We start from the raw sequence: 20,332 nt of genomic DNA, 5'->3' as shown, positions 1-20,332 counted from the left end.
GAAAGACGTCGACTACGGTGATGCGGTGATCGCCAAGCTGGCCGCGGTTCTGTAGGTCGCCTGCGCCGGCAACGCAGTTCGTGTGATTCGCATAGAATAGAAAGAATCGGGGGCCGTCCGCAGCAGTGGACGGCCTTTGCGCACGATGATCCTTCTCGACCCAGATTTGGACCAATCTCCCGGCCCCTCTGCAAAGAAGGGCGGCTCCTCGCCTGAATCCCGCAAAGCTGAAAAAGAGGCCCGCCTGCCTGCGGCGCGGACGCTCGCTCGTTTTCTGCACGAGGCGCAGGCGGCAGTGCGCCTGAAGGGGATGGTGAGCGTGCTGCTCACGACGGACAAGAAGATCAAGACGCTGAACCGGGACTTTCGCCGCAAAAACAAGGCTACGGATGTGCTGTCTTTCCCGGCGGCTGAGATTTCGCGCGGTGAAGTGGCGGGGGATCTGGCGATATCTGTCGACACGGCATTGCGACAGGGCCGCGAACATGGACATGCGCTGAGGGTGGAACTGAAGGTGCTGATGCTGCATGGATTGCTGCATCTGGCAGGGTTCGACCATGAGACGGACGGCGGCGAGATGGCGCGGAAGGAGCGGACGCTGCGGGCCAGGCTGAAGCTGCCGCTGGGATTGATTGAGAGGATGGATAGGGGTTCGTCGCCTCCCACCCTGCCGCCAGAAAAAAGGCGACCGGCTCCGCTCGGCAGGACAAAGGCTAAGGGGAGTCCCTCAAAAGCGGCTAACGAAAGGCGGACCGCATGACGTTGACCGCCATTCTTGTGGTGCTGGTGCTGGCGGCTGTCGAGGTGCTGGCCTCATACATCAGCCGGATCTATGCCGAATTCGGCAAGATCCTGGCGCGGACCGTACAGGAAAATCTGGACGCCTGGGAAGAACACATTGAGCCGCACCTGGGGTTGAGCCGGGAGCACGCTGCCATCTCGGCGCTGGTGGTGCAGCAGTTTGCGCTGTGCGGCATTGCGCTGGAGTTCGGGGCGGTGCTGTTCGACAGGGCGGCCGGGGGGGCGCGACCCACTACGGCGGAATTCGTTCAGGCCATTCTGGGCGTGGTGTTAGTGGTGGTGTTCTGCAACCAGGTGGTGCCGTGGCTGCTGTTTGAACGTACCGAAGGCCACTGGGCAAGGCGTTTGATGTGGGTGGTGCGGCTGCTGCTGTGGAGCGTCACGCCCATCACCATTCTGATCCGGTTCTTCTTCTCGCTGGCAGCGCTGGCGGAGGAGCCGGCAAGCGCCGAGGAGGAGGCCGCGGTGGACGTAGAGGCCCTGCTGGAGGCCGGTGAGGAAGAGGGAATTCTGGAGAAAACGGATCGCGATCTGGTGCGGTCGGCGGTGGAGTTCGGCGACAAGCTGGTCAAAGACGTGATGACGCCGCGCCCCCAGGTGTTCGCCGTCAAGGACACAACCACGCTGGAGGAGTTCCTGGTGGAATTGAAAGAGCAAAACTTCTCGCGTGTGCCGGTGTATGCGGGGACCGTGGACAACGTGACGGGGATTGCGTTTTCACATGATCTGCTGCAGATCACGGATGAGGAAGCGCGCACGCGGACAGTGGCGAGCATCCAGCGGCCGGCCGCGTTTGTGCCGGAGACGAAGAAGGGATATGAGCTGCTGCGCGAGATGCAGAAAGAAAAGCAGCACATGCGGATTGTGATCGATGAATATGGCGGCATGGCGGGGATTGTAACCATCGAAGATCTGCTGGAGCAGATCGTGGGCGAGATCCGCGATGAGCATGAGGACGAGGCCGCGAAGGAGAATCCGGAACGGGAAGAGAGCGGGGCGTGGGTGGTGCCGGGGAGTTTCCCGGTGGATCAACTAGGACCGCTGTTTGGCGATGGGTTCGAAGTGGGCGAAGAGTATGAAGCCACAACGGTGGGTGGGCTGGTGAGCGAGATCGAAGGGCGCATTCCACTGCGGGGCGAGGTGGTGGTGTTGAAGAGCGCGGGCATGCGGATGGAGGTGGTGGCATCCACTGACCGGCGCGTGGACCGGGTGCGCGTGTTTCCGCCGGCGACTGCCGAGGAAACTCGGGAGCAACGCCAGGCCGAGCGCAGGGAGTAACGCGGCGGCGGCGACTGCCGACGACCGGATAGTATGAGCCCATGTGTCTTCCCCTGTCTCGTGTTGCCGGAGTTGGTTTGTGCCTGATGATGGCGTGTGCGGGCGGACTGCTTGCGGCCCAGAGTACCCAGCAGCCCGCCCACCAGAATTCCGAGAAGTCCAATCCAAATACGGCAAGCGAGAATCCGAAGCCACGGGTGCGGCCGGTAGACGTTGCACCGGCCCTGCCGACACGGTTTGATTTTCTGCGTGGCGCGTACGGTGAATACCGCGCCAACAACGACCTCCTCTACTACCACCTCGACATCCGTGTCGATCCCGAACAGAAGTTCATTCTCGGCAAGAACACCATCCGCTTCCGCATGCTGAAGGCGGGCGCGCGCATTCAGCTCGACCTGAATGAGGCCCTGGCGATCGACAGAATCGTGTGGGGCGAGACGGAGCTGAAGTACGAGCGAGATACGGGAGCGGTGTTCGTGGATTTTCCGCGGACACTGAAAGTCGGCGAGTTGGTGACGATCGACTTCTACTACTCGGGGCATCCTGCGGAGACGGGTCGGTTTGGCGCGTTCACCTTTAAAAAAGACGCCGCTGGCCGCACGTGGATTAACACGGCGTGCGAGGAGAGCGGCGCCAGCATGTGGTGGCCCAACAAGGACCAGTGGCACGATGAAGTCGAGCAAATGGACATCAGCGTCGCCGTGCCGATCGGGCTGACCGATGTGTCGAACGGGAAGTTCGCCGCGAAGACGGATTTAGGCGATGGGTATACCCGGTGGGACTGGCATGTGTCGTACCCGATCAACAACTACGACGTGTCGCTGAATATCGGCGCATACGAGCATTACTCTGACAAACTGGGCGATCTGGCGCTGGATTTCTATGTGCTTCCGGAGGATCTCGAGAAGTCGAAGCCGCAGTTTGCGCAGGCCAAGGGGATGCTGGAAGCCTACCAGCACTACTTTGGGGCGTACCCGTTTGCGAAGGATGGATACAAGCTGATCGAAGCGCCGTACTCCGGGATGGAGCATCAGTCCGCGGTGACGTACGGCAACCTGTTCGAGAACGGATACCTGGGGAAGGACTGGACGGGTGTGGGCATCAGCCCGCGGTTCGACTTCATCATCATCCACGAGAGCGGGCACGAGTGGTTCGGGAACGCAGTGTCGGCGCGGGACAAGGCCGACATGTGGATCCACGAGGGGTGGACGACGTACCTCGAGAGCCTTTATGTGGAATACCGCTGGGGCAAGGAGGACGCGCTCAAATACCTGAGCGGCTACCGGCCCAAGGTGCACAGTCTGCGGCCCATTATGGCGGAGCGGGGGGTAAATGCCGATCCCACAGAAGATCAGTACTTCAAGGGCGCGCTCATGCTGAACACCCTGCGCAGCGTGGTGGGTGACGACGCGAAGTGGTTTGCGCTGATCCGCGGGCTCTATCAGCAGTACAAATATCAGAACATCCTCACCGAGGATGTGGTGGCCTACTTCAATCAGCACACGGGCATGAACCTGACGCCGATTTGCAACCAGTATCTGCGCCACGCGGCGATTCCACGGCTGGAGGTGTTGTTTGGGGAGGCGGCGGGAACGGTGATGTACAAGTGGAACGCGGATGAGCCTGAGTTTGCCATGCCGGTGCGAGTGGGGATGGCGGGGCAGTGGAGGCTTCTCCAGCCGACCACGCAGTGGCAGTCAATGAGGTGGGACGGGACGAGGGAAGATTTCCAGGTGGATTTGGATCACTACTACGTGGATCTGAATAAGCAGTAGGAGATGTTGGCTGGACAGATCAGGCGAGGAATTTGCCCACCCAGACGCGGGCGGAGTCGTACCAGGAGTGGAGCTTGAGGCCAACGTGGTTTGACGGAATCAGAGTCTGCCACCAGCCAGCCTTCACGCCGTAGAGGCGGACGGCGATGAACCCGAGGAAGGCGACGACGCCGAGGAGAAGCAAGACGCCAAGCCACTTGATTCGGAACTCGGCGGCCTCGCGCTGCTGAAGACGAGCTTTGCCGACATTGGAAGCGAAGGCGGTCCAATCGCCTTCGTCCGACTGTCCGGAGGCCCGCCACGCTTTCATGAAGCGCTCGGTCCAGTCCTGCTGGTCAAGGCCGACAGCGCTGGCGTAGCCGCGGATGATGCCCTTATTGAGAATCCCGCCTGGGAGTTGACGAAAACGCTCCTGCTCCAGCGCCACGAGGTGGTGCTGACTGATCTTGGTCACGGCCGTGATGTGTTCCAGCGCAATGCCGCGGGACATCCGCTCCATGCGCAGGTCTTCTCCGAAGCTGCTCATCGGCTAACCAGCAGGGGTTAAAGGCCCTATTGGAATTTTCCTCCCAACCATAACCGGAAGTCCAGCGAGAGTCAAAGGTAATGGGGGTTTTCGCCGGAATTTCCGAGTTTTAGGGTCAATTTGCGACGTTTTCGGCTTTTAAAGCCGAGAGCAGGAGATTACTTCGGAGTAGCTGGGCAGGACTTCCGCGCTAAGTTGCGACTTCGGCGCCGTGCAGGACTGCACAAAAGGCAGCGTTCGATTTCGGACACCGGGTGGCGGATTCGGACGCAAAATGGAGTCGGGGGCGGCACGGAGAAGACGCCTGAAGCTGTTGAGCAACTGCTACTTACATTCTGGAACCGGATTGGCTGGTGAACTGCACGGGCACAAATGTCGTAGTGTGCGTGGAGGTGAGAGTGAAGGCTCTGCTGCAGGATATTCGATTTGCAATCCGGCAACTGTTGAAGGCGCCGGGGTTTACGGCCACGGTGCTGCTGACGGTGGCGCTCGGTATCGGAGCCAATGCGGCGATCTTCACGCTGGTGAATTCGATCATGCTGCGCAAGCTGCCGGTGGTGGATCCAAAGACTCTGGTGCGGATTGGGGATGACGATGACTGCTGCGTAAATTCCGGCAGCCCCGACAACGGGAAGTACTCGATCTTCTCCGTCGAGGCTTACCTGCACCTGAAGAAGCAGTTGCCGGAATTTGAGGAACTGGCGGCGATGCAGTCGGGATTTTCTTATGTGCCGCTGACGGTGCGGAGGAATGGGCCGGGGATGCTGGCTCGCTCGCGGGTAGGGGAGTTCGTCTCGGGAAACTACTTCAGAACGTTTGGGCTGCAGCCGGCAGCGGGGCGGCTGTTCATGGACTCGGATGACGTGAAGGGCGCGCCCATTGCGGCGGTCATGAGCTACTCGGCGTGGCAGCATGACTATGCAGGGGATGCGGGCGTGGTGGGCAGCACGTTTTATGTAAATACCAAGCCGGTTACGGTGGTCGGGGTAGCGCCGGACGGGTTTTTCGGCGACCGCGTGACGAACACGCCACCGGAGTTTTATCTGCCGATCGAATCGATGGAGCCCATTAATAATGTGCCCTATCTGCACGACCCGGATGTGAACTGGATCTATATGGTGGGCCGGGTGAAGCCGGGGACCGGTCTGGCGGCGCTGCAACAGAAGGTCGGCGGGCTGTTGCGGAACGAACTGGCGGTGACCAAGACCTACAAGCGCGAGAAGAGCAAGCCGATCCTGCCGAAGATTCACGTGGTGCTGACACCGGCGGGAGGAGGCATCCAGAACCTGCAGCAGGGGGCCAAATCGACGCTGCGGCTCCTGACGGGGGTTGCGGCAATGGTGTTGTTGGTGGCGTGCGCCAACATCGCCAACCTGCTGCTGGTGCGCAGCATGAGCCGCAAAGCGGAGATGTCGATCCGCACGGCTCTGGGGGCGCGGCGGACAAGGATTATCCGGCAACTCCTGACGGAGAGCCTCGTGCTGGCGACGGCCGGAGGGCTGCTCGGGCTGGTGGTGGCGTACCTGGGCGCGCGCATGCTGCTGGCGCTGGCGTTTCCAGATGCGCAGAACATGCCGATTGAGGCCGCGCCGTCTCTGCCGGTGATGGGATTTGCGTTTGGATTGTCGCTGCTCACAGGAGGGCTGTTCGGGTTGGCGCCGGCGTGGGTGGCCTCGCACGCACAGCCGGCGGATGCGCTGCGAACGGGGACGCGCACGACAGGGTCAGGGGCGTCGATTCTACAGCGCGGACTGGTGGTGCTGCAGGCGGCGCTGAGCCTGGTGCTGCTGGTGTGCGCGGGGCTGTTTGCCAAGAGCTTATACAAGCTGCAAACGGCGGATATGCATCTCGACACGCGCAACCGATACATCGTGCATATCAATCCAGCGGCGGCGGGGTATAAGGGCAGCCAGCTCGAGGCGCTGTATCGCACCATGGAGGAACGGTTCCATGCATTGCCCGGCGTGGTGAAGGTGGGGATCTCGAATTACACGCCGATGGAGGACAACAACTGGAGTTCCGGCCTGCAGTTGCAGGGCGAGCCTGATCCTAACAAGGGGGCGTCGTTCATCAAGGCCAACGTCGAGTACTTCGATTCGGTCGGAACACACGTGGTGATGGGGCGAGGAATTCTGCCGCAGGATTCCTCCAAGGCTCCCGCCGTGGCGATGGTCAACGAGACGTTCGTGAAGCAGTTCTTCAAGCCGGGCACAAATCCCATCGGGAGGCGATTCGGCAACCCGGGCCCGAAGTCATCGGGAGATTACGAGATTGTGGGGGTGGTGGACGACACGACCTACACCTCCGTGCAGTGGAAGGACCACAGCATGTTTTTCGTGCCGATTACGCAGAGGCCGGCGAGCGCTGACGACCCGGTGGACAGGGACCTGAGCCTCTACGCCGGAGCGATCGTGCTGGCGACGGATCGCCCGGTGAATGACATGGAAAAGCAGGCGGCGCAGACTCTTTCGGCAATCAATCCAAACCTGACGGTTGTGAAGTTCCAGACGTTCACGCAGCAGATTGCGGATCGCTTCAACGAGGAGCGGATGGTGTCGCGTCTGACGATGATGTTCGGTGGGTTAGCGCTGCTGCTGGCGGCCATTGGGCTGTACGGCGTAACGGCGTACGGGGTGGCGCGGCGGACGTCGGAGATCGGCATCCGCATGGCGCTGGGCGCGGCTCGCCGAACCGTCATTGGCATGGTGATGCGCGGCGCGATGATTCAGGCGGGGATAGGGCTAGTGATCGGGGTACCGGTGGCAATTGTGTGCGTGCGATTTGTGAAATCGCAACTCTACGAGATCACTAAGATGGACGCGCCGATTCTGTTGGGGGCGATTGGGGTGCTGGCGGTGGCAGCGTGCGTAGCGGGGTTGATTCCTGCAAGAAGGGCAGCGTCGATTGATCCGGCGCGGGCGTTGCGAATCGAGTGACAAAAGCCGCACCGGCCCCGTGCCGCCGGGCTATCCGTCAGGTCTGATGCTCTCCCACCCTGCGCGAGAGCCGGCTGCGCGCAGAGTGGGTGAGCCGGTAAAAGTTGCCCCCAACGCAGGCGGCTATTCTTCTTCTTCGTCGACGGGGCGCTTGGCGTTGGCGAGGATTTTTTCGGCTACCAGTTGCGGGACGAAGTCGTAGTGATCCATCTCCATGCGGTAGCTCCCCTTCCCCTGGGTCATCGAGGTGAGCTGGGTCCCGTAGGTCAGCATTTCAGCCATGGGGACTTCGGCATTGACCACCGTAGTTTTGCCCTTCGAGGTCATGCCTTGGGGCCGGCCGCGACGGCCGCTGAGGTCGCCCATGATGGCCCCGGCAAACTCATCGGGTGCCTCGATTTCAACCTTCATGACCGGCTCCAGCAGAGCAGGCTTGCAGACCTCCATAGCCTTTTTGAAGGCGAGGCGTCCAGCGGTCTTGAAGCTCATTTCGTTGGAGTCGACGTCGTGGTAGCTGCCGTCATAAACGATGGCCTTGAAGTCGACGACGGGAAAACCGGCGAGGTGGCCGCGGGCGGCCGCCTCCACGACACCCTTTTCGATGGCGGGAATGAACTGCCGTGGAATGGCTCCGCCGAACACCTCGGAGGCGAACTCGAATCCAGCGCCGCGTGGCTGCGGCTCCATGCGGATTTTGCAGTCGCCGAACTGGCCGTGGCCGCCGGACTGCTTCTTGTGCCGACCGTGGGCCTCGCCGCGCGCGCGAATGGTCTCGAGATACGGCACCTTAGGTGATTTCAGGGTGACTTCAGCGTGGTAGCGCTTTTTGAGGCGGGAGACGATGGCCTCAATGTGCGGCTGGCCGGCGCCGGCAATGAGGAACTCGTTGGTCTGCGGATCGCGGTAGAAGCGGATGAGCAGGTCCTCTTCCATGAGCTTGTGTATGGCGGGGGCGAGCTTGTCTTCATCGGCACGGGATTTTGGCTCGATGGCGTACGTCATGGCCGGCTCAGGGACGGGATACAGATCGACCAGTATGTCTGAGCCCTTGACGCCCAGGGTGTCGCCCGTCAGGGTGTCCTTGAGCTTGCCGATAGCGCCGATGTCGCCCGCGTGGAGCTCGGAGACTTCAACAGCCTTGCGGCCCTGCATGATGGAGAGATGGGAGAACTTTTCCTGCCCGCGGCGGGTGTAATTCTCGAAAGCTGCGTCATTCTTGACCGTGCCGCTCACGACTTTGAAGAAACTGATGCGGCCGGCGAAAGGGTCGGACATGGTTTTGAAGACGACCAGAGCAGGGGGCTCTGAGTCGGCGACGGCGCGCGTGGTGGTCGGGAGTTCGGGTGCGTCGGTAGCCGTCCCGCCGCCATTGCCGTTGGACGCCGCGGCCATCGCCGGCGTGCGGACGGCAATGGGAGCGCGCTCAATGGGAGCGGGCGCGTAGACCTTGAGGAAATCGAGGAGGTGATCGGTGGCGACGTTGGTCTCGCCGCTGCAGAAGAGGACGGGGAAGATGCGGTCTTCGCGGATGGCTTCGTGGAGCGCCGTAATGAGGTGCTGCTCGGGAATGGTTCCTTGGGCGAAAAACTCTTCCATCAACTCGTCTTTGCCTTCGGCAACCAGCTCGACGAGGGCTTCGTGGGCTTCTTTGGCCTGATGAGCGAGATTGGCGGGAATCTCTCCGGTGATTTTGCCACGTCCATCGCCGTTGGGGGTGTAATAGAACGCCTCCATGGTGATGAGATCAACAACGCCCTGGAATCCGTTGGCATCGACAATGGGGAGCTGGACGGGCGTGCAGGTGCGGCCCCAGCGCTCGTGGAGGTCTTCAATGAGCGCGCTCAGGCCACCACCCCCGCCGGCCTTGGGGTGATCCATCTGATTGATCACGACGATGCGCGGGACGTTGGCTTCTTCAGCGTATCTCCAGACGCGCTCCGTGACCGCCTCAACCCCGTTTTGCGCGTTGACGATGACGACGGAGGATTCGACAGGCAGGAGGGCGGCGCGGGCTTCATGACAGAACATATGGAAGCCGGGAGTGTCGACAAAGTTAATTTTGACGCCCTGCCACTCGGCGAAGGCGACGGCGTTCTGCATGGTGGTGGCGCGCGCAACCTCTTCTTCGTCGTAGGCGGTGACGGCGGTGCCATCGTGCACGCGGCCCTGGGCTGGGGTCATTTTGGCGGCATGCAGCAGAGCGGAAATCAAGGTGGTTTTACCGCTGTGCGCATGCCCTGTTACAGCTACGTTGCGGATCTCACTTCCCTGGTACGTTTTCATGGTTCTTCTCCTCCACCTGCGGTAAGGCCAACTGCCTTCGGCCAGTGTTGTTTTCGGTTGTGAAAGGCAGATAACGCGACAGGATGCATTCTCACGTCCGCCTCGCGCAGGCTGAAAGGATCGATGAGGGGCAACCATGCCGGAAATTCGCCGTCATTTGAGATGGTTTTGGATTGGCACAGGGATAGGCGGAGGGCGTCCATGAGGGCGTCGAATTGGCCAATTGTTGCGGCCAAAGATCCCGGTCTGCCGTCTTCCTCGTCCATGCGGAGGGTCTCGGGCAGGCGCCTGGCGGTTCTACGGGGACAGCCGCCGCCAAGCGTCTATCAGTTGAGGACCGAAGGCTATCACACGCAGACTGTGAACGTCATGTGACAGGGAATACAGGGGACTCCCGGAAGGCCTTACCAGTGAAGGACCGGAAGGAGTGCGGAGTAGTCGTCGGTCCAGAGCTTGAGGCCCTTTGGGAGGGCGTCAACTACGTGGGCATGAGGGGCCACGTCGGGAATCTCGAAGAACTGCGGATCTGCGGTGACCAGTATCCAGGTGGAGACGTACTCGCCGGGATCCTTTGGATTGTCGACGTTGAAGCGGCGGGCCTCCATACCGGCGGACTGGGCGAGCAAGACGATGGGCGGGGCAAGGTCGACGTGGCGATTGGAAATGTGAAAGGCAAGAATGCCCTTGGGAGTGAGGTGCTTGCGGTAGAGGGCCAGGGCCTCGGTGGTGAGCAGATGGACGGGTATTGCGTCTCCGGAAAAAGCGTCGACGACGAGAACGTCAAAGTTCTGGGGCGGCTCGGAGGCGAGCGAGTTGCGGGCGTCCCCTTCGACGATCTCGACCTGGGCGGCTGAATCGCGGATGTACGTGAAGACGTTACGCGCAATGGGCGGGACGGCGGGATTGATCTCGTAGAAGCGAATGTGATCGCCCTGGCGGCCGTAGGCGGCCATGGTTCCCGCGCCCAGCCCAATGACGCCAATGTTGGCACCTGCGGTGCGGCCAACCGCGCCTTCGGCGCCATTCGCACCGGCGGCGGGCGCGAGGCAGCAGTACTGCATGGCATAGCCGACGCCGGAGTTGCGGGCATAGTACGTGGTGGGGGTTCGGCGCAGGTCGTCGGTGCCGAAGATCTGAGTGCCGTGCTGGATGCTGCCGTTCATGAGCGTGCGGACCGTGGCGCCGGGGTAGCTGAACAGATCCTGTGTGACGCGGAGGCTGGCATAGAAGTTGCGGGTGGCGACTTTGGTGTCGTGGGTGTACGCGCGGCGGACCATGAAGACGAGGACAACCATCGCGGCGCTGGCGACGATCCAGAGGAGGCGTTGGTTCCATGTGCCGCGCCAGTTAATCACCAGAGCAAGCAGTGCCGTTACGAGGAAGGTGACGGGCAGGTCGAAGTTGTAATCGGAGAGAAGCGGGGCGGCGATGCCGATGAGGAACGAGCCGAGCGCGCCGCCGGCGGCGAACAGCAGATAGAAAAGTGTGGCCTGAGACGATCGCGCGGGACGGAGGCGGAACGCCTCAGCGTGGAGAAAGTAGCAGGCAAAAAAGAGCTCGATAAGGAAGAAAAGGATGGAGAGCCAAAGGGGCCAGCCTGCGTTGGTCTTGGTGAGCGAGTATGCCAGGCCGCCGAGCATCACGACCATGACACGCGCAATGATTCCCCAGGGCAGAGTGAAGCGGAACTGGAATGCGAGGATGAGCGTGAGCAGGTAGACGCCGAGAGGCAGCACCCACAGCAAGGGGATGGCGGCAACATTGGCCGTGAGATAGGCCGTAATGGCGCTGAGCTGCATGGTTGCGCCCATCGGGAGAAGGACCCAGAGCAGCTTGTCGCCGGTAGTGGCAGCAGGGGCGTCGGGTTCAGTTGCAGCGGGCGCAGGCAACGGTTGAACGGTGCGCATGCGGAACGCGATCGTCGCCAGAAGCAGTGCGAACGCCACGAATCCAGCCGACCAGACGAGGCGCTGCATGTGGAGCGTCAGATTCGGTTCGACTAGTGCGGGATAGGCGGCAAGCGCGAGGAAGGATGCGAGGTTCGAGAGCGCGTAAAGGCGGTAGGGGATCGGGCCTGACTCAGACCGCGCCCGCCACACCTGCAACAAAGGGCTGGTGGCCGAGAGGACGATAAAGGGGAGGCCGATGTAAGTGCCGAGCACCCGGAAAACGGTCCCGATGGGATGAGCAGCGCCCTGCAATTCACCGCCGTGCATAGTCGACCAGGCGATGGCACTCCCGGCCGCCAGGGCGATAGAGATCAAGAGCGCAATGGAGCGAGGGCGCTGTGCCAGCCAGTGAGCGTAGAGATAACCGACGAGGAGCGCGGTCTGGAAGAAGACCAGGCAGGTGATCCAGACGGAGGCGGAGCCACCGAGAATCGGAAGAAGCTGGCGGGCAGCCATGGGTTCCACAAGAAAGAGCAGGAAGGCTGCGAGAAACACGGCAGCGGCAAACAGAAGGCGTACCTGGGACATGCATCCTCGGACAACGGAACGGATTTCCGCCGAAAGTCGAGTGTAACGGACCGAGCGAGTGTTCCCGGTGGAAGTGATGCAGAAGCGAGTGCTTTACGCGTTTGCCGTCGCAGGGAGGATGTCTTCGACGTCGACCCATTGAGTGGGGTAGTTGCCGGTGTAGCAGGCGACGCAGTAGCCAGTATTCGAGCCGCAGGCCTGGTAGAGGCCGTCGAGGGATAGGTAGGCGAGCGAGTCGGCCTCAATGAACTGCCGGATCTCATCAATGGTTTTGTTGGCGGCGATGAGGTCGCGTTTGCTGGGAGTGTCGACGCCGTAAAAGCAAGGCGATATGGTGGGCGGGCAACTGATGCGGAGGTGGACCTCTTTTGCGCCGGCGCCGCGGACCATTCGGACAATTTTGCGCGAAGTGGTTCCGCGGATAATGGAGTCATCAATAAGGATGACACGTTTGCCCTCGAGCAGATTGCGCACGGGGTTGAGCTTGAGTTTGACGCCGAAGTCGCGGACCCGCTGCTCGGGCTCAATAAAGGTGCGGCCCACGTAGTGATTGCGGATCAGGCCGAAACGGAAGGGGACGCCGGCTTCTTCGGCATAGCCGAGCGCGGCGGTGACGCCGGAGTCAGGGACCGGAACGATCACATCCGAAGGCACGTGCGACTCGCGAGCGAGCTGGCGGCCCATCTGATCGCGGCTCTCCTGGACCCACCTGCCGTAGATGCGGCTGTCAGGGCGTGCGAAGTAGACGTGCTCGAAGATGCAGCTGGTCTGCTCAACACCGCTGGAGTATTGACGGCTGGTGACGCCGTCTTCCGTTACCATGACGAGTTCTCCGGGGAGCACATCGCGTTCGTATTCGGCGCGGAGCAGGTCGAAGGCGCAGGTTTCACTGGCGAAGACGATGGTGTCGCGGCCGCCAGGATTGCGGATGCGGCCCATCGAGAGCGGACGGAAGCCGCGAGGATCGCGCGCGGCGAAGACGCGGTCACGAGTCATCATGACGATGGAGAAGGCGCCATCGATCTGGGAAAGGGATTCGGCGATGGCATCGACCAGCGTGCCGGCACGAGAGTGAGCGATGAGTTGGACGATGATCTCAGAGTCGGAGGTGGTCTGGAAATAGGCGCCGTCACGCTCAAGCCGGGCGCGCACATTGCCGAGGTTGACCAGGTTGCCGTTGTGAGCGATGGCGATGAGGCCCTTGGTAGATTCGACACGGATGGGCTGCGCGTTGAGCAGGGCGGAGTCGCCGGTGGTGGAGTAGCGCGTGTGCCCGATAGCCATGTCGCCGGGGAGCTTCTGGAGCACATCGTCCGTGAAGATTTCGCTGATCAGGCCCATGCCTTTGATGTTGGCAAGGCGATGGCCGTCGGCGGTGGCAATCCCGCCGGACTCCTGGCCGCGATGCTGGAGAGCGTAGAGACCAAGATAGACCTGGCGCGCGGCATCGGCATGGCCGTGAATGGCCACCACGCCACATTCTTCGTGAAGCTTGGGATCGTCCTCGCCGGCACGAGATGCAGGTCCTTCGCCGCGTTCAGGATGACAAATTTCCTGGTTTGAACGCAGAACTTCAGAAACGTCGATGGTGCCTGCAACCCCCTGATAGAGGATCCGGGTCATGCGAGTACCTCTTCGTGAAGGGCGGACTCGAGGGTGGTGGCCCAGGGCTTGCGAAGGTCGTCCACGCTGGCGGAAACAAAGGTGTCTCCGTAGACGGTGATTTCGAGGCGGTCGCCGCCGGTGGTTCCGACGCGGGCGGTGTAGAAGCTGAATTCGTCGGCCAGCTCCTCAATAGCGCTGACCTGGCTTGGATCGCAGGTGAGGAGCACGGTGGAGGCCGGTTCCGCGAAGAGGCCGAAGAGCGGATGGATCATGAGCGCCTGCTCCTGCTCGACTTTGGCTCCCACTCCGTGGCCGAACGCTGCCTGCGCCAGAGCGACAGCGATACCGCCATCGGCGAGATCGCGCGCCGAGGTGATGAGTTGGCGGTCAGCGAGGACGCCGAGCAGGCTGTGCAGATCGGCTTCCGCCTCAAGATCGATGGACGGCGGCGTGCCCCATATTCCGCCTAGAATAATTTTGGCGTATTCAGAGGAACCGAAGGCGGCCAATTCCGCGGGAGCCAGCTCCTGAGTCAGCGGCGCATCTTCTGAGACGATGGTAGGCTCATCGCCCATGACGCCGGGAACCAAGCTGGATTGTGCATCCGAGGGCTCAGCATCGTGCGGAACGGCGATTTCAGGTTTGGGCTCATAGGCGCGTGGAATGGGCCACAACAGCAGGATGGCTTCTCCTCCGCGCTGGAAATGCGCAGGAACAGCCTTGGTGACGTCCTCAAGAATGCCCACAATGCCCAGAACCGGTGTGGGATAGATCCCTTCGCCACGGGTTTCATTGTAGAGAGACACATTGCCGCCGGTAATGGGGGTGCCGAGAGTGGTGCAGGCTTCTGCGATACCGTCGATAGCGGCGGAGAGCTGCGCCATAATCTCAGGCTTCTCAGGGTTGCCAAAGTTGAGGCAGTTGGTGGCGGCAACGGGTAGAGCTCCGGACATGGCGACTTTGCGGGCAGACTCGGCGACAGCATGCATAGCGCCGAGCTTGGGATCGAGATAGCACCAGCGTCCATTGCCGTCCAGAGCCATTGCGAGGCCACGCTCGTGGTTCGGCGTTCCTGTGCCCTTGATGCGCATGACGCCGGCTTCGCCGCCGGGGCCGAGGACAGTGTTGGTTTGCACCATGGTGTCGTACTGCTCATGGACCCAGCGCTTGGAACAGACATTGGCGCTCGCGAGAAGCTGCTTGAGCTCTGCGGTATAGTCGTGATCCTGCTCGAGCTTTTCCTGCGCTGCGTCCGGCGGGACCTGAGTCACCCCCGGAGTCCAGGTGCCGATCGGGCGGTGGTAGAGGGGAGCGTCGTCGGTGAGGGATTCGTTGGGGATGTCTGCGACGAGCACGCCGTGATGGCGGATGCGGAGGCGCGACTCGGGCTCGACGGTGCCGACGATGACGGCATCAAGGCCCCACTTTGTGAAGACCGTGAGGACTTCGTCTTCCCTGCCCTTTTCTGCGACGAGCAGCATGCGCTCCTGACTTTCAGACAGCATGATCTCGTAGGCGCTCATGCCGGTTTCACGCTGCGGAACGAGGTCGAGTTCGACATCGAGACCAACGCCGCCACGGGCGCCCATCTCGCAAGTGGAGCAGGTGAGGCCGGCGGCGCCCATGTCCTGAATGCCGACGATGGCGCCGGTCTTCATGGCTTCAAGGCACGCCTCGAGGAGGAGCTTCTCCATAAAGGGATCGCCGACCTGTACATTGGGACGCTTGGCTTCAGTACCGGCGTGAAACTCTTCACTGGCCATGGTGGCGCCATGGATGCCGTCGCGGCCAGTTTTGGCGCCTACATATATGACGGGGTTGCCGGTGCCGGTGGCTTTGGCGTAGAAGATCTCGTCTTTGCGGACAAGGCCGAGAGCGAAGGCATTGACTAGCGGATTCCCGCTGTAGCATGGCTCGAATTTTGTTTCGCCGCCGAGGTTGGGCACGCCGAAGCAGTTGCCATAACCGGCTATGCCGCTGACGACGCCTTCAACGATGGAATGGTTTTTGTGGATGAGTTCCTGGTCGGCGCTAATCTGTGATCCGGGCTCCGGCAAGATGGAGCCGAAGCGGAGGGAGTCCATTACAGCCAGGGGGCGGGCGCCCATGGTGAAGATGTCGCGGAGAATGCCGCCCACGCCGGTAGCCGCGCCCTGATGAGGCTCGATGTAGCTGGGATGATTGTGGCTCTCGATCTTGAATGCGCAGGCCCAGCCGTCGCCCACGTCAATGATGCCGGCGTTCTCGCCGGGTCCCTGCACTACGCGGTCGCTTTCTGTCGGCAGGCGCTTGAGATGCACGCGGCTCGACTTGTACGAGCAATGCTCGCTCCACATGACGCTGTAGATCCCGAGTTCTGTAAGGGAGGGGACACGGCCGAGCGCCTTAAGGATGCGATCGTACTCGTCGGCCGTGATGCTGTGCTGCGCAAGAAGGTCCGGCGTAACAGTCGCCGGCGAAGGGACAGAGGAAGGAGAGGCAGTCATCTCGGTCACTCTTCATTGTCGCATGACTGTTTGGTTTGCCGATAAAGGCCGGTAGACGTGATGGGCTTGAGGAGGAGCAGGGCAAGCGCAATTCGAAATGCGGTTGCTCTGGTGGAGGGGAGCCAGACTGCTGGCATTGTGAACGAAGCGTATGCGATACTTTTATTTGCCCACCATGCTTGGCCGGGATGGCGGAACTGGCAGACGCAGCGGACTCAAAATCCGCCGATCGCAAGGTCGTGGGGGTTCGACCCCCCCTCCCGGCACCAACAAAACAAAGAATTTAGATTGAATTGGCCTCTCGAAATCCGAGAGGCCAAAATCGTTTGGTGGCTGTTCTGGTGGCTGTTGGTTCTGACATTGGCATCCCGCGCACAGAAGGCGGCGGAAAGATCCCGCGAAATTTAGACGAGTGCATTGGCCCTGCAATTACAAACTGAGGATTATGGCACGCATGCGAGATTGCAACGGCAATCGCATCCACCCTTCTCGCGAGCGGAGACGTTTACTGTAGGACAACTCTGCTACCACCTGAATCGGCCCTCGGGAGAGTCACTCGGGAACATGTAGTCTGGTAGTGGTGTCTAAAGTATCGAACACATTTGCTTAGGCGGAAACGATGAAAGCAAGTTTCCTGGCCGTGTTATCGCTTCTGGTCGCTTCATCCTCCATTGCACAGCTACCCGTTACAGAGGAGGAAGCGGTTGCCTACGCCAAAGCCCTGGACGTCAAGATACTCGATCCTTCACTTCCCTCGCAGGGTCTCCAGGAATGGCTCCAAAATGGCCCGCCACACATAGAGACTCTGCGGTGGCAAAGTGATGATACCTGCGATCTGCACCCCGACTCGTCAGATAGCGACTACCCGCGTTGTGTGCGCATAGCATTTGCACGTGGTGGCCAGGAGGGATACTTCCTCGTCCTCATCGGGAGCCTCAAAAGAGGAATCATCGGTCCCCCGCAACTCTATTACGGGCCTGATGTCGTGGAGCCAGGCTTCGTACAAACTGGAAGCACCGACCGACTCTCCGGCCTTCCCCATCTTCTCGAGCTCCCCGCTGTCACAGGTGGGGTGAGCGACCTCTACCAGAAGATCGTGGCACAGCACCCGATCGGTATCCCCCAAGGCGCGGACAAGGCAGCCCTCTGGCCATTCCTCAGCCGGCGATTGACGCAGCAACTGGAGACTGCGCAAGCCTGCCAGGACGACTACTTTCGCCAACAGTCGGCGGCAGGCACTATTTCAGAACCGGCATGGATGACTAGCGATTTGTTTTCAGGCGTGGATGATCGAGCAGCGCCCTTCTTTGTAAACGTCGTTCATAAAGAGCCGCTAAAAGAGGGATTCTTTACGGTGCAGCTCGATGCGGTCGAGCGGGATGTTACGGGAAAGAATAGCTCCATCATCGCAGGTGGGGTCCGGGCCTATAGAGTCAAAAAGGACCGGCCGATCATCGCCACCCTAGTCCTTCAAAACGAGCGGTTCGTCGTCGATGACATTCGCATCTTCGAGGAAGACACTACCGACGGTCCATCGCATGTACTCTCTGAAAGCTTCGCGGGCTGTGACGGCCCCCACTGGACCGGAAAACTCGTCGAGAAGAATCTCGTTGTGGCTCATGTTCCTCCACCAATTGTGGATTGGAACGCCGTCAACCTCCTGCGATCGACCGCCTATAAGGAGGAGGTAGCCTTCGCGAAGGAAGTCGATGTCCACCAGCTTGACCCATCCTTGCCCTCGCAGCGCCTGGAAGACTGGCTCAACTCGACGAACTTGCATGTCAATCACATCGGATGGGCTGCCCACCAATGCAATATCAAGGAAGGCCGCGACGGCGCCACGCTGAATCCGAAGGGTGGCCTATGTGCCGGAGTTTGGTTTCACCGCGGCAACGCCCGTGCTGACATCCACGTCGGCAAGAGTATCTCCGATCCCCCCAAAGTCAAATACATCGGAGTCAGAGATAAGGACGAGGGTCTTCTGATGCCCCTGGGAGGAACTGGAGACCCGGTCTCCGACTCCGACCGGCTGTCGAATCTTCCCCGTCTCCTGAACGAAGAATCGGTCATCGATGTCACTCGGAACCTCTACGACATCGTCGTAGCCCATCACCCACTCGGCATCCCGCAAGGCCCAGACAGGACCAGGATCCGCCCCCTGCTGAGCAAACGTCTCAACGATCAGCTTGCGACCGGGCAGGCCTGTCAAGAGGATTACCTCCGGCAAGCTCCAAACCGGGGCGCAAGCCCGCGGCCCGTGTGGCCTGGCGCCGGGTTGTTCTCCGGTGAGGGCAAATTGGCCTTGCCGAACGCGGATCTTGTCGACCACAAAGTTCGAGAGGGTGACGGTTCCTTCGTGGTCCTTGTGTGGCTCTCGCACAAGGAGTCAGGCGTGCCGCCCTCCCCAACAGCAAATGCAACGTGGAAGAACTGGCGGGCTGATGCGAGAGTGATATCGGAAGACGGGCACTTCGTCGTCGATGACGTCAAGCTATTCGATGGAGTCGCCGCCGACAGCTCATCCCATTCGCTCTCGGACTTCTTCTCCGAGTGCGATGGCCCGCGTTGGGTTGGCATGGGTGCTAGAGATAGGTAAGCTCCCACTACTCACAGGTACAGAAAACGGTACGAGTTCAGTGGGTCGATGCAACACAGGCCTCTCACCAATCGCCTTCAACTCACCGTGGCGATTCGATCGATCACCGAAAGCCTGTGCTCCGGCGAAAGATGGCTATAGCGCGCAGACATCGTGATTGTCTTGTGGCCGGCGAGTTCCTGGATCTCTATAATTGACGCTCCTGCCATTGCCAACCAGGAGCAAAACGTATGCCGGTTTGAGTGCCAAACGTAGTTGGTAATCTTCGCCTCCTCGAGACAGGGTTGAAACCAGGATCGTGTGTCGAATCGCCCCTGCGATCCCTCGCGTGGAAACACCGGATCGGATGCCTTTTGTAGTGGCCGTTTGAGCGAACTGATCGCCGTCAACGCGTCGGCGTTGAGATGTACAGTTCGAGCGGAACCATTTTTCGTCTTCGTCAGCTCGATTGTTCGCCGTTCGAGGTCGACTTGAGACCACATGCATGAATACTGCTCGCTCAGCCGCATCCCGGTGTGAACGCTAACAACAAACTCGGCTAAACGCTCTGGGAATCGCACAGCAATCACTTTGTGGAGCCGCTCGTATTCTTCACGGCTAAGGAACCGAAGCCGACCCGTTCCTTCTTTCCTTTGCCGCACCAGACGGGCGGGATTAACGGTCACTTTACCATTGCGAATACCCTCGCGATAGCAGAGTGAGACAAAGGCCTTATAGCGGTTCGCCGTAGCTGGCGTTTTGCAGCGGATTCTAAGCCACCGTTCCAGTTCCTGCGGAGTTAGATCAGCAGCAGGTTTAGACCCGAGCGCTTTCCTGACGATCTCTCCCTTGCTTTCGTAGCTCCGATTGTCCTTATGATGCGCGACGAATTCGAGCACATCATCGATCAGTTCCGACAACGTAACAACCTTGCTGTTGCGCAGTTCGGGAAGCTTTCTTCCAGCGACTACGTCGGCCTTGCGTGATTGGTACAACTTGATCGCATCCGACTTACGGCCGACCTTCTCACGATGCCGCTTTCCAGCCGCATAGTAGTGAACCCACCAGATGCCGCTCCCCAAGGGATTTTCATAGACTCCGCGCATGGCCCACCTCACAGTATTTGCTCTTCAGCATTTTGATGACATTCCCCGGATATTGGAATGATTTGCCGAGGCACTAGGGGCGGTGTCAAGGCTCTCTGACCGCGAAGCGGCGCGCGGAGCGCGGCCTTGACTCCGCCCCGGCCTCGGCTATTCTCTGCTATCCGGGGAATGTCATTCGGTCGCCCTTCGGGCCTCTTCTGCGCGCCGATTCGCGCGCTTTGCGAGGAGTTCTTGCGCCTGGATTAGCTTCGTCTCCTGGACCCGATCGAAGAGTGCCTTAATGTGCTCCGTCGCCATTCCAGACGCTTTCAGGAGCGGGTCGAATGCAGCCATCATCAACATCTTGACCTGACCCCATTGTTCGTCCAGTTCGGTGTACGAAATCATAACTCACATTTTTCTGCTTTGCTTTCTTGAAAAGAGATTTCTTGGCCGTGGATCAGCCGTGTCAAGGCCGGAGCGAAGCGGAGCCCGTCAGGGTCGC

13 protein-coding genes and 1 tRNA gene are annotated in these 20,332 nt (G+C 60.6%); 6 read left to right on the top strand and 8 right to left on the bottom strand.

The annotated features are described in order from the left end of the window. Positions 1–145: 145 nt before the first annotated feature. The 3 genes from ybeY to VGL22_RS17540 all read left to right on the top strand — a co-directional run bounded on the left by ybeY (position 146) and on the right by VGL22_RS17540 (position 3,854). Positions 146–760 carry an rRNA maturation RNase YbeY gene (gene ybeY, locus VGL22_RS17550; protein ID WP_465268281.1) on the top strand — a complete coding sequence of 205 codons (615 nt, stop codon included), beginning with the start codon at positions 146–148 and terminating at the stop codon, positions 758–760. Continuing rightward, positions 757–2,079, top strand: a complete 1,323-nt coding sequence (locus VGL22_RS17545; protein WP_465268245.1) for a hemolysin family protein — start codon at positions 757–759, stop codon at positions 2,077–2,079. The genes ybeY and VGL22_RS17545 overlap by 4 nt, the downstream gene beginning before the upstream one ends. A gap of 86 nt (positions 2,080–2,165) precedes the next feature. Then, complete coding sequence (locus VGL22_RS17540) at positions 2,166–3,854, top strand: M1 family metallopeptidase (RefSeq protein ID WP_465268244.1); 1,689 nt, start codon at positions 2,166–2,168, stop codon at positions 3,852–3,854. A gap of 19 nt (positions 3,855–3,873) precedes the next feature. Here the strand turns inward: VGL22_RS17540 and VGL22_RS17535 are convergent, their stop codons facing one another. Continuing rightward, complete coding sequence (locus VGL22_RS17535) at positions 3,874–4,380, bottom strand: helix-turn-helix domain-containing protein (protein ID WP_465268243.1); 507 nt, start codon at positions 4,378–4,380, stop codon at positions 3,874–3,876. Positions 4,381–4,778: 398 nt separating this feature from the next. Here VGL22_RS17535 and VGL22_RS17530 point away from each other — a divergent pair, with 398 nt between their 5' ends. Further along, complete coding sequence (locus VGL22_RS17530; RefSeq protein ID WP_465268242.1) at positions 4,779–7,316, top strand: ABC transporter permease; 2,538 nt, start codon at positions 4,779–4,781, stop codon at positions 7,314–7,316. Between the two features lie 123 nt (positions 7,317–7,439). Here VGL22_RS17530 and fusA read toward each other — a convergent pair whose 3' ends face one another. The 5 genes from fusA to purL all read right to left on the bottom strand — a co-directional run bounded on the left by fusA (position 7,440) and on the right by purL (position 16,167). Next, the gene (fusA, locus tag VGL22_RS17525; protein ID WP_465268241.1) at positions 7,440–9,599 is read right to left on the bottom strand and encodes an elongation factor G; all 2,160 of its coding nucleotides are present in this window, start codon (positions 9,597–9,599) and stop codon (positions 7,440–7,442) included. Continuing rightward, positions 9,596–9,865 (bottom strand): hypothetical protein, encoded by a 270-nt coding sequence (locus tag VGL22_RS17520; RefSeq protein ID WP_465268240.1) that lies wholly within the window; start codon positions 9,863–9,865, stop codon positions 9,596–9,598. The genes fusA and VGL22_RS17520 overlap by 4 nt, the downstream gene beginning before the upstream one ends. Before the next feature lie 138 nt (positions 9,866–10,003). After that, the gene (locus VGL22_RS17515; RefSeq protein WP_465268239.1) at positions 10,004–12,076 is read right to left on the bottom strand and encodes a fused MFS/spermidine synthase; all 2,073 of its coding nucleotides are present in this window, start codon (positions 12,074–12,076) and stop codon (positions 10,004–10,006) included. 93 nt (positions 12,077–12,169) lie between these two features. Next, positions 12,170–13,699, bottom strand: a complete 1,530-nt coding sequence (gene purF, locus VGL22_RS17510; RefSeq protein WP_465268238.1) for an amidophosphoribosyltransferase — start codon at positions 13,697–13,699, stop codon at positions 12,170–12,172. Next, on the bottom strand, positions 13,696–16,167 hold the full coding sequence (gene purL, locus VGL22_RS17505) for a phosphoribosylformylglycinamidine synthase subunit PurL (protein WP_465268237.1): 2,472 nt from the start codon (positions 16,165–16,167) through the stop codon (positions 13,696–13,698). Before purL ends, purF begins: the two co-directional genes overlap by 4 nt. A gap of 182 nt (positions 16,168–16,349) precedes the next feature. Between purL and VGL22_RS17500 the strand changes: the two genes are divergently transcribed. Beyond that, positions 16,350–16,436 (top strand) — tRNA-Leu (locus tag VGL22_RS17500). Between the two features lie 350 nt (positions 16,437–16,786). Next, on the top strand, positions 16,787–18,763 hold the full coding sequence (locus VGL22_RS17495) for a hypothetical protein (RefSeq protein WP_465268236.1): 1,977 nt from the start codon (positions 16,787–16,789) through the stop codon (positions 18,761–18,763). 77 nt (positions 18,764–18,840) lie between these two features. Here VGL22_RS17495 and VGL22_RS17490 read toward each other — a convergent pair whose 3' ends face one another. Both VGL22_RS17490 and VGL22_RS17485 read right to left on the bottom strand, forming a co-directional pair. Continuing rightward, positions 18,841–19,848, bottom strand: a complete 1,008-nt coding sequence (locus VGL22_RS17490; RefSeq protein WP_465268235.1) for a tyrosine-type recombinase/integrase — start codon at positions 19,846–19,848, stop codon at positions 18,841–18,843. Between the two features lie 171 nt (positions 19,849–20,019). Further along, positions 20,020–20,235 (bottom strand): hypothetical protein, encoded by a 216-nt coding sequence (locus VGL22_RS17485; protein ID WP_465268234.1) that lies wholly within the window; start codon positions 20,233–20,235, stop codon positions 20,020–20,022. Positions 20,236–20,332 lie beyond the last annotated feature (97 nt).

The sequence above is a fragment of the Occallatibacter sp. genome (assembly GCF_036502485.1).
Lineage (GTDB): Bacteria > Acidobacteriota > Terriglobia > Terriglobales > Acidobacteriaceae > Telmatobacter.
Note: the sequence above shows the minus strand (reverse complement) of the source record. Positions and strands in the feature narration are given on the sequence as shown.

Bases quoted from the DNA above. Each gene is read 5' to 3' on its own strand.
- VGL22_RS17545 (WP_465268245.1), top strand. From the start codon at position 757: ATGACGTTGACCGCCATTCTTGTGGTGCTGGTGCTGGCGGCTGTCGAG.
- VGL22_RS17495 (WP_465268236.1), top strand. From the start codon at position 16,787: ATGAAAGCAAGTTTCCTGGCCGTGTTATCGCTTCTGGTCGCTTCATCC.
- VGL22_RS17535 (WP_465268243.1), bottom strand. From the start codon at position 4,380: ATGAGCAGCTTCGGAGAAGACCTGCGCATGGAGCGGATGTCCCGCGGC.
- fusA (WP_465268241.1), bottom strand. From the start codon at position 9,599: ATGAAAACGTACCAGGGAAGTGAGATCCGCAACGTAGCTGTAACAGGG.
- VGL22_RS17485 (WP_465268234.1), bottom strand. From the start codon at position 20,235: ATGATTTCGTACACCGAACTGGACGAACAATGGGGTCAGGTCAAGATG.
- VGL22_RS17515 (WP_465268239.1), bottom strand. From the start codon at position 12,076: ATGTCCCAGGTACGCCTTCTGTTTGCCGCTGCCGTGTTTCTCGCAGCC.
- VGL22_RS17540 (WP_465268244.1), top strand. From the start codon at position 2,166: ATGATGGCGTGTGCGGGCGGACTGCTTGCGGCCCAGAGTACCCAGCAG.
- VGL22_RS17490 (WP_465268235.1), bottom strand. From the start codon at position 19,848: ATGCGCGGAGTCTATGAAAATCCCTTGGGGAGCGGCATCTGGTGGGTT.
- purF (WP_465268238.1), bottom strand. From the start codon at position 13,699: ATGACCCGGATCCTCTATCAGGGGGTTGCAGGCACCATCGACGTTTCT.
- ybeY (WP_465268281.1), top strand. From the start codon at position 146: ATGATCCTTCTCGACCCAGATTTGGACCAATCTCCCGGCCCCTCTGCA.
- VGL22_RS17520 (WP_465268240.1), bottom strand. From the start codon at position 9,865: ATGGACGAGGAAGACGGCAGACCGGGATCTTTGGCCGCAACAATTGGC.
- purL (WP_465268237.1), bottom strand. From the start codon at position 16,167: ATGACTGCCTCTCCTTCCTCTGTCCCTTCGCCGGCGACTGTTACGCCG.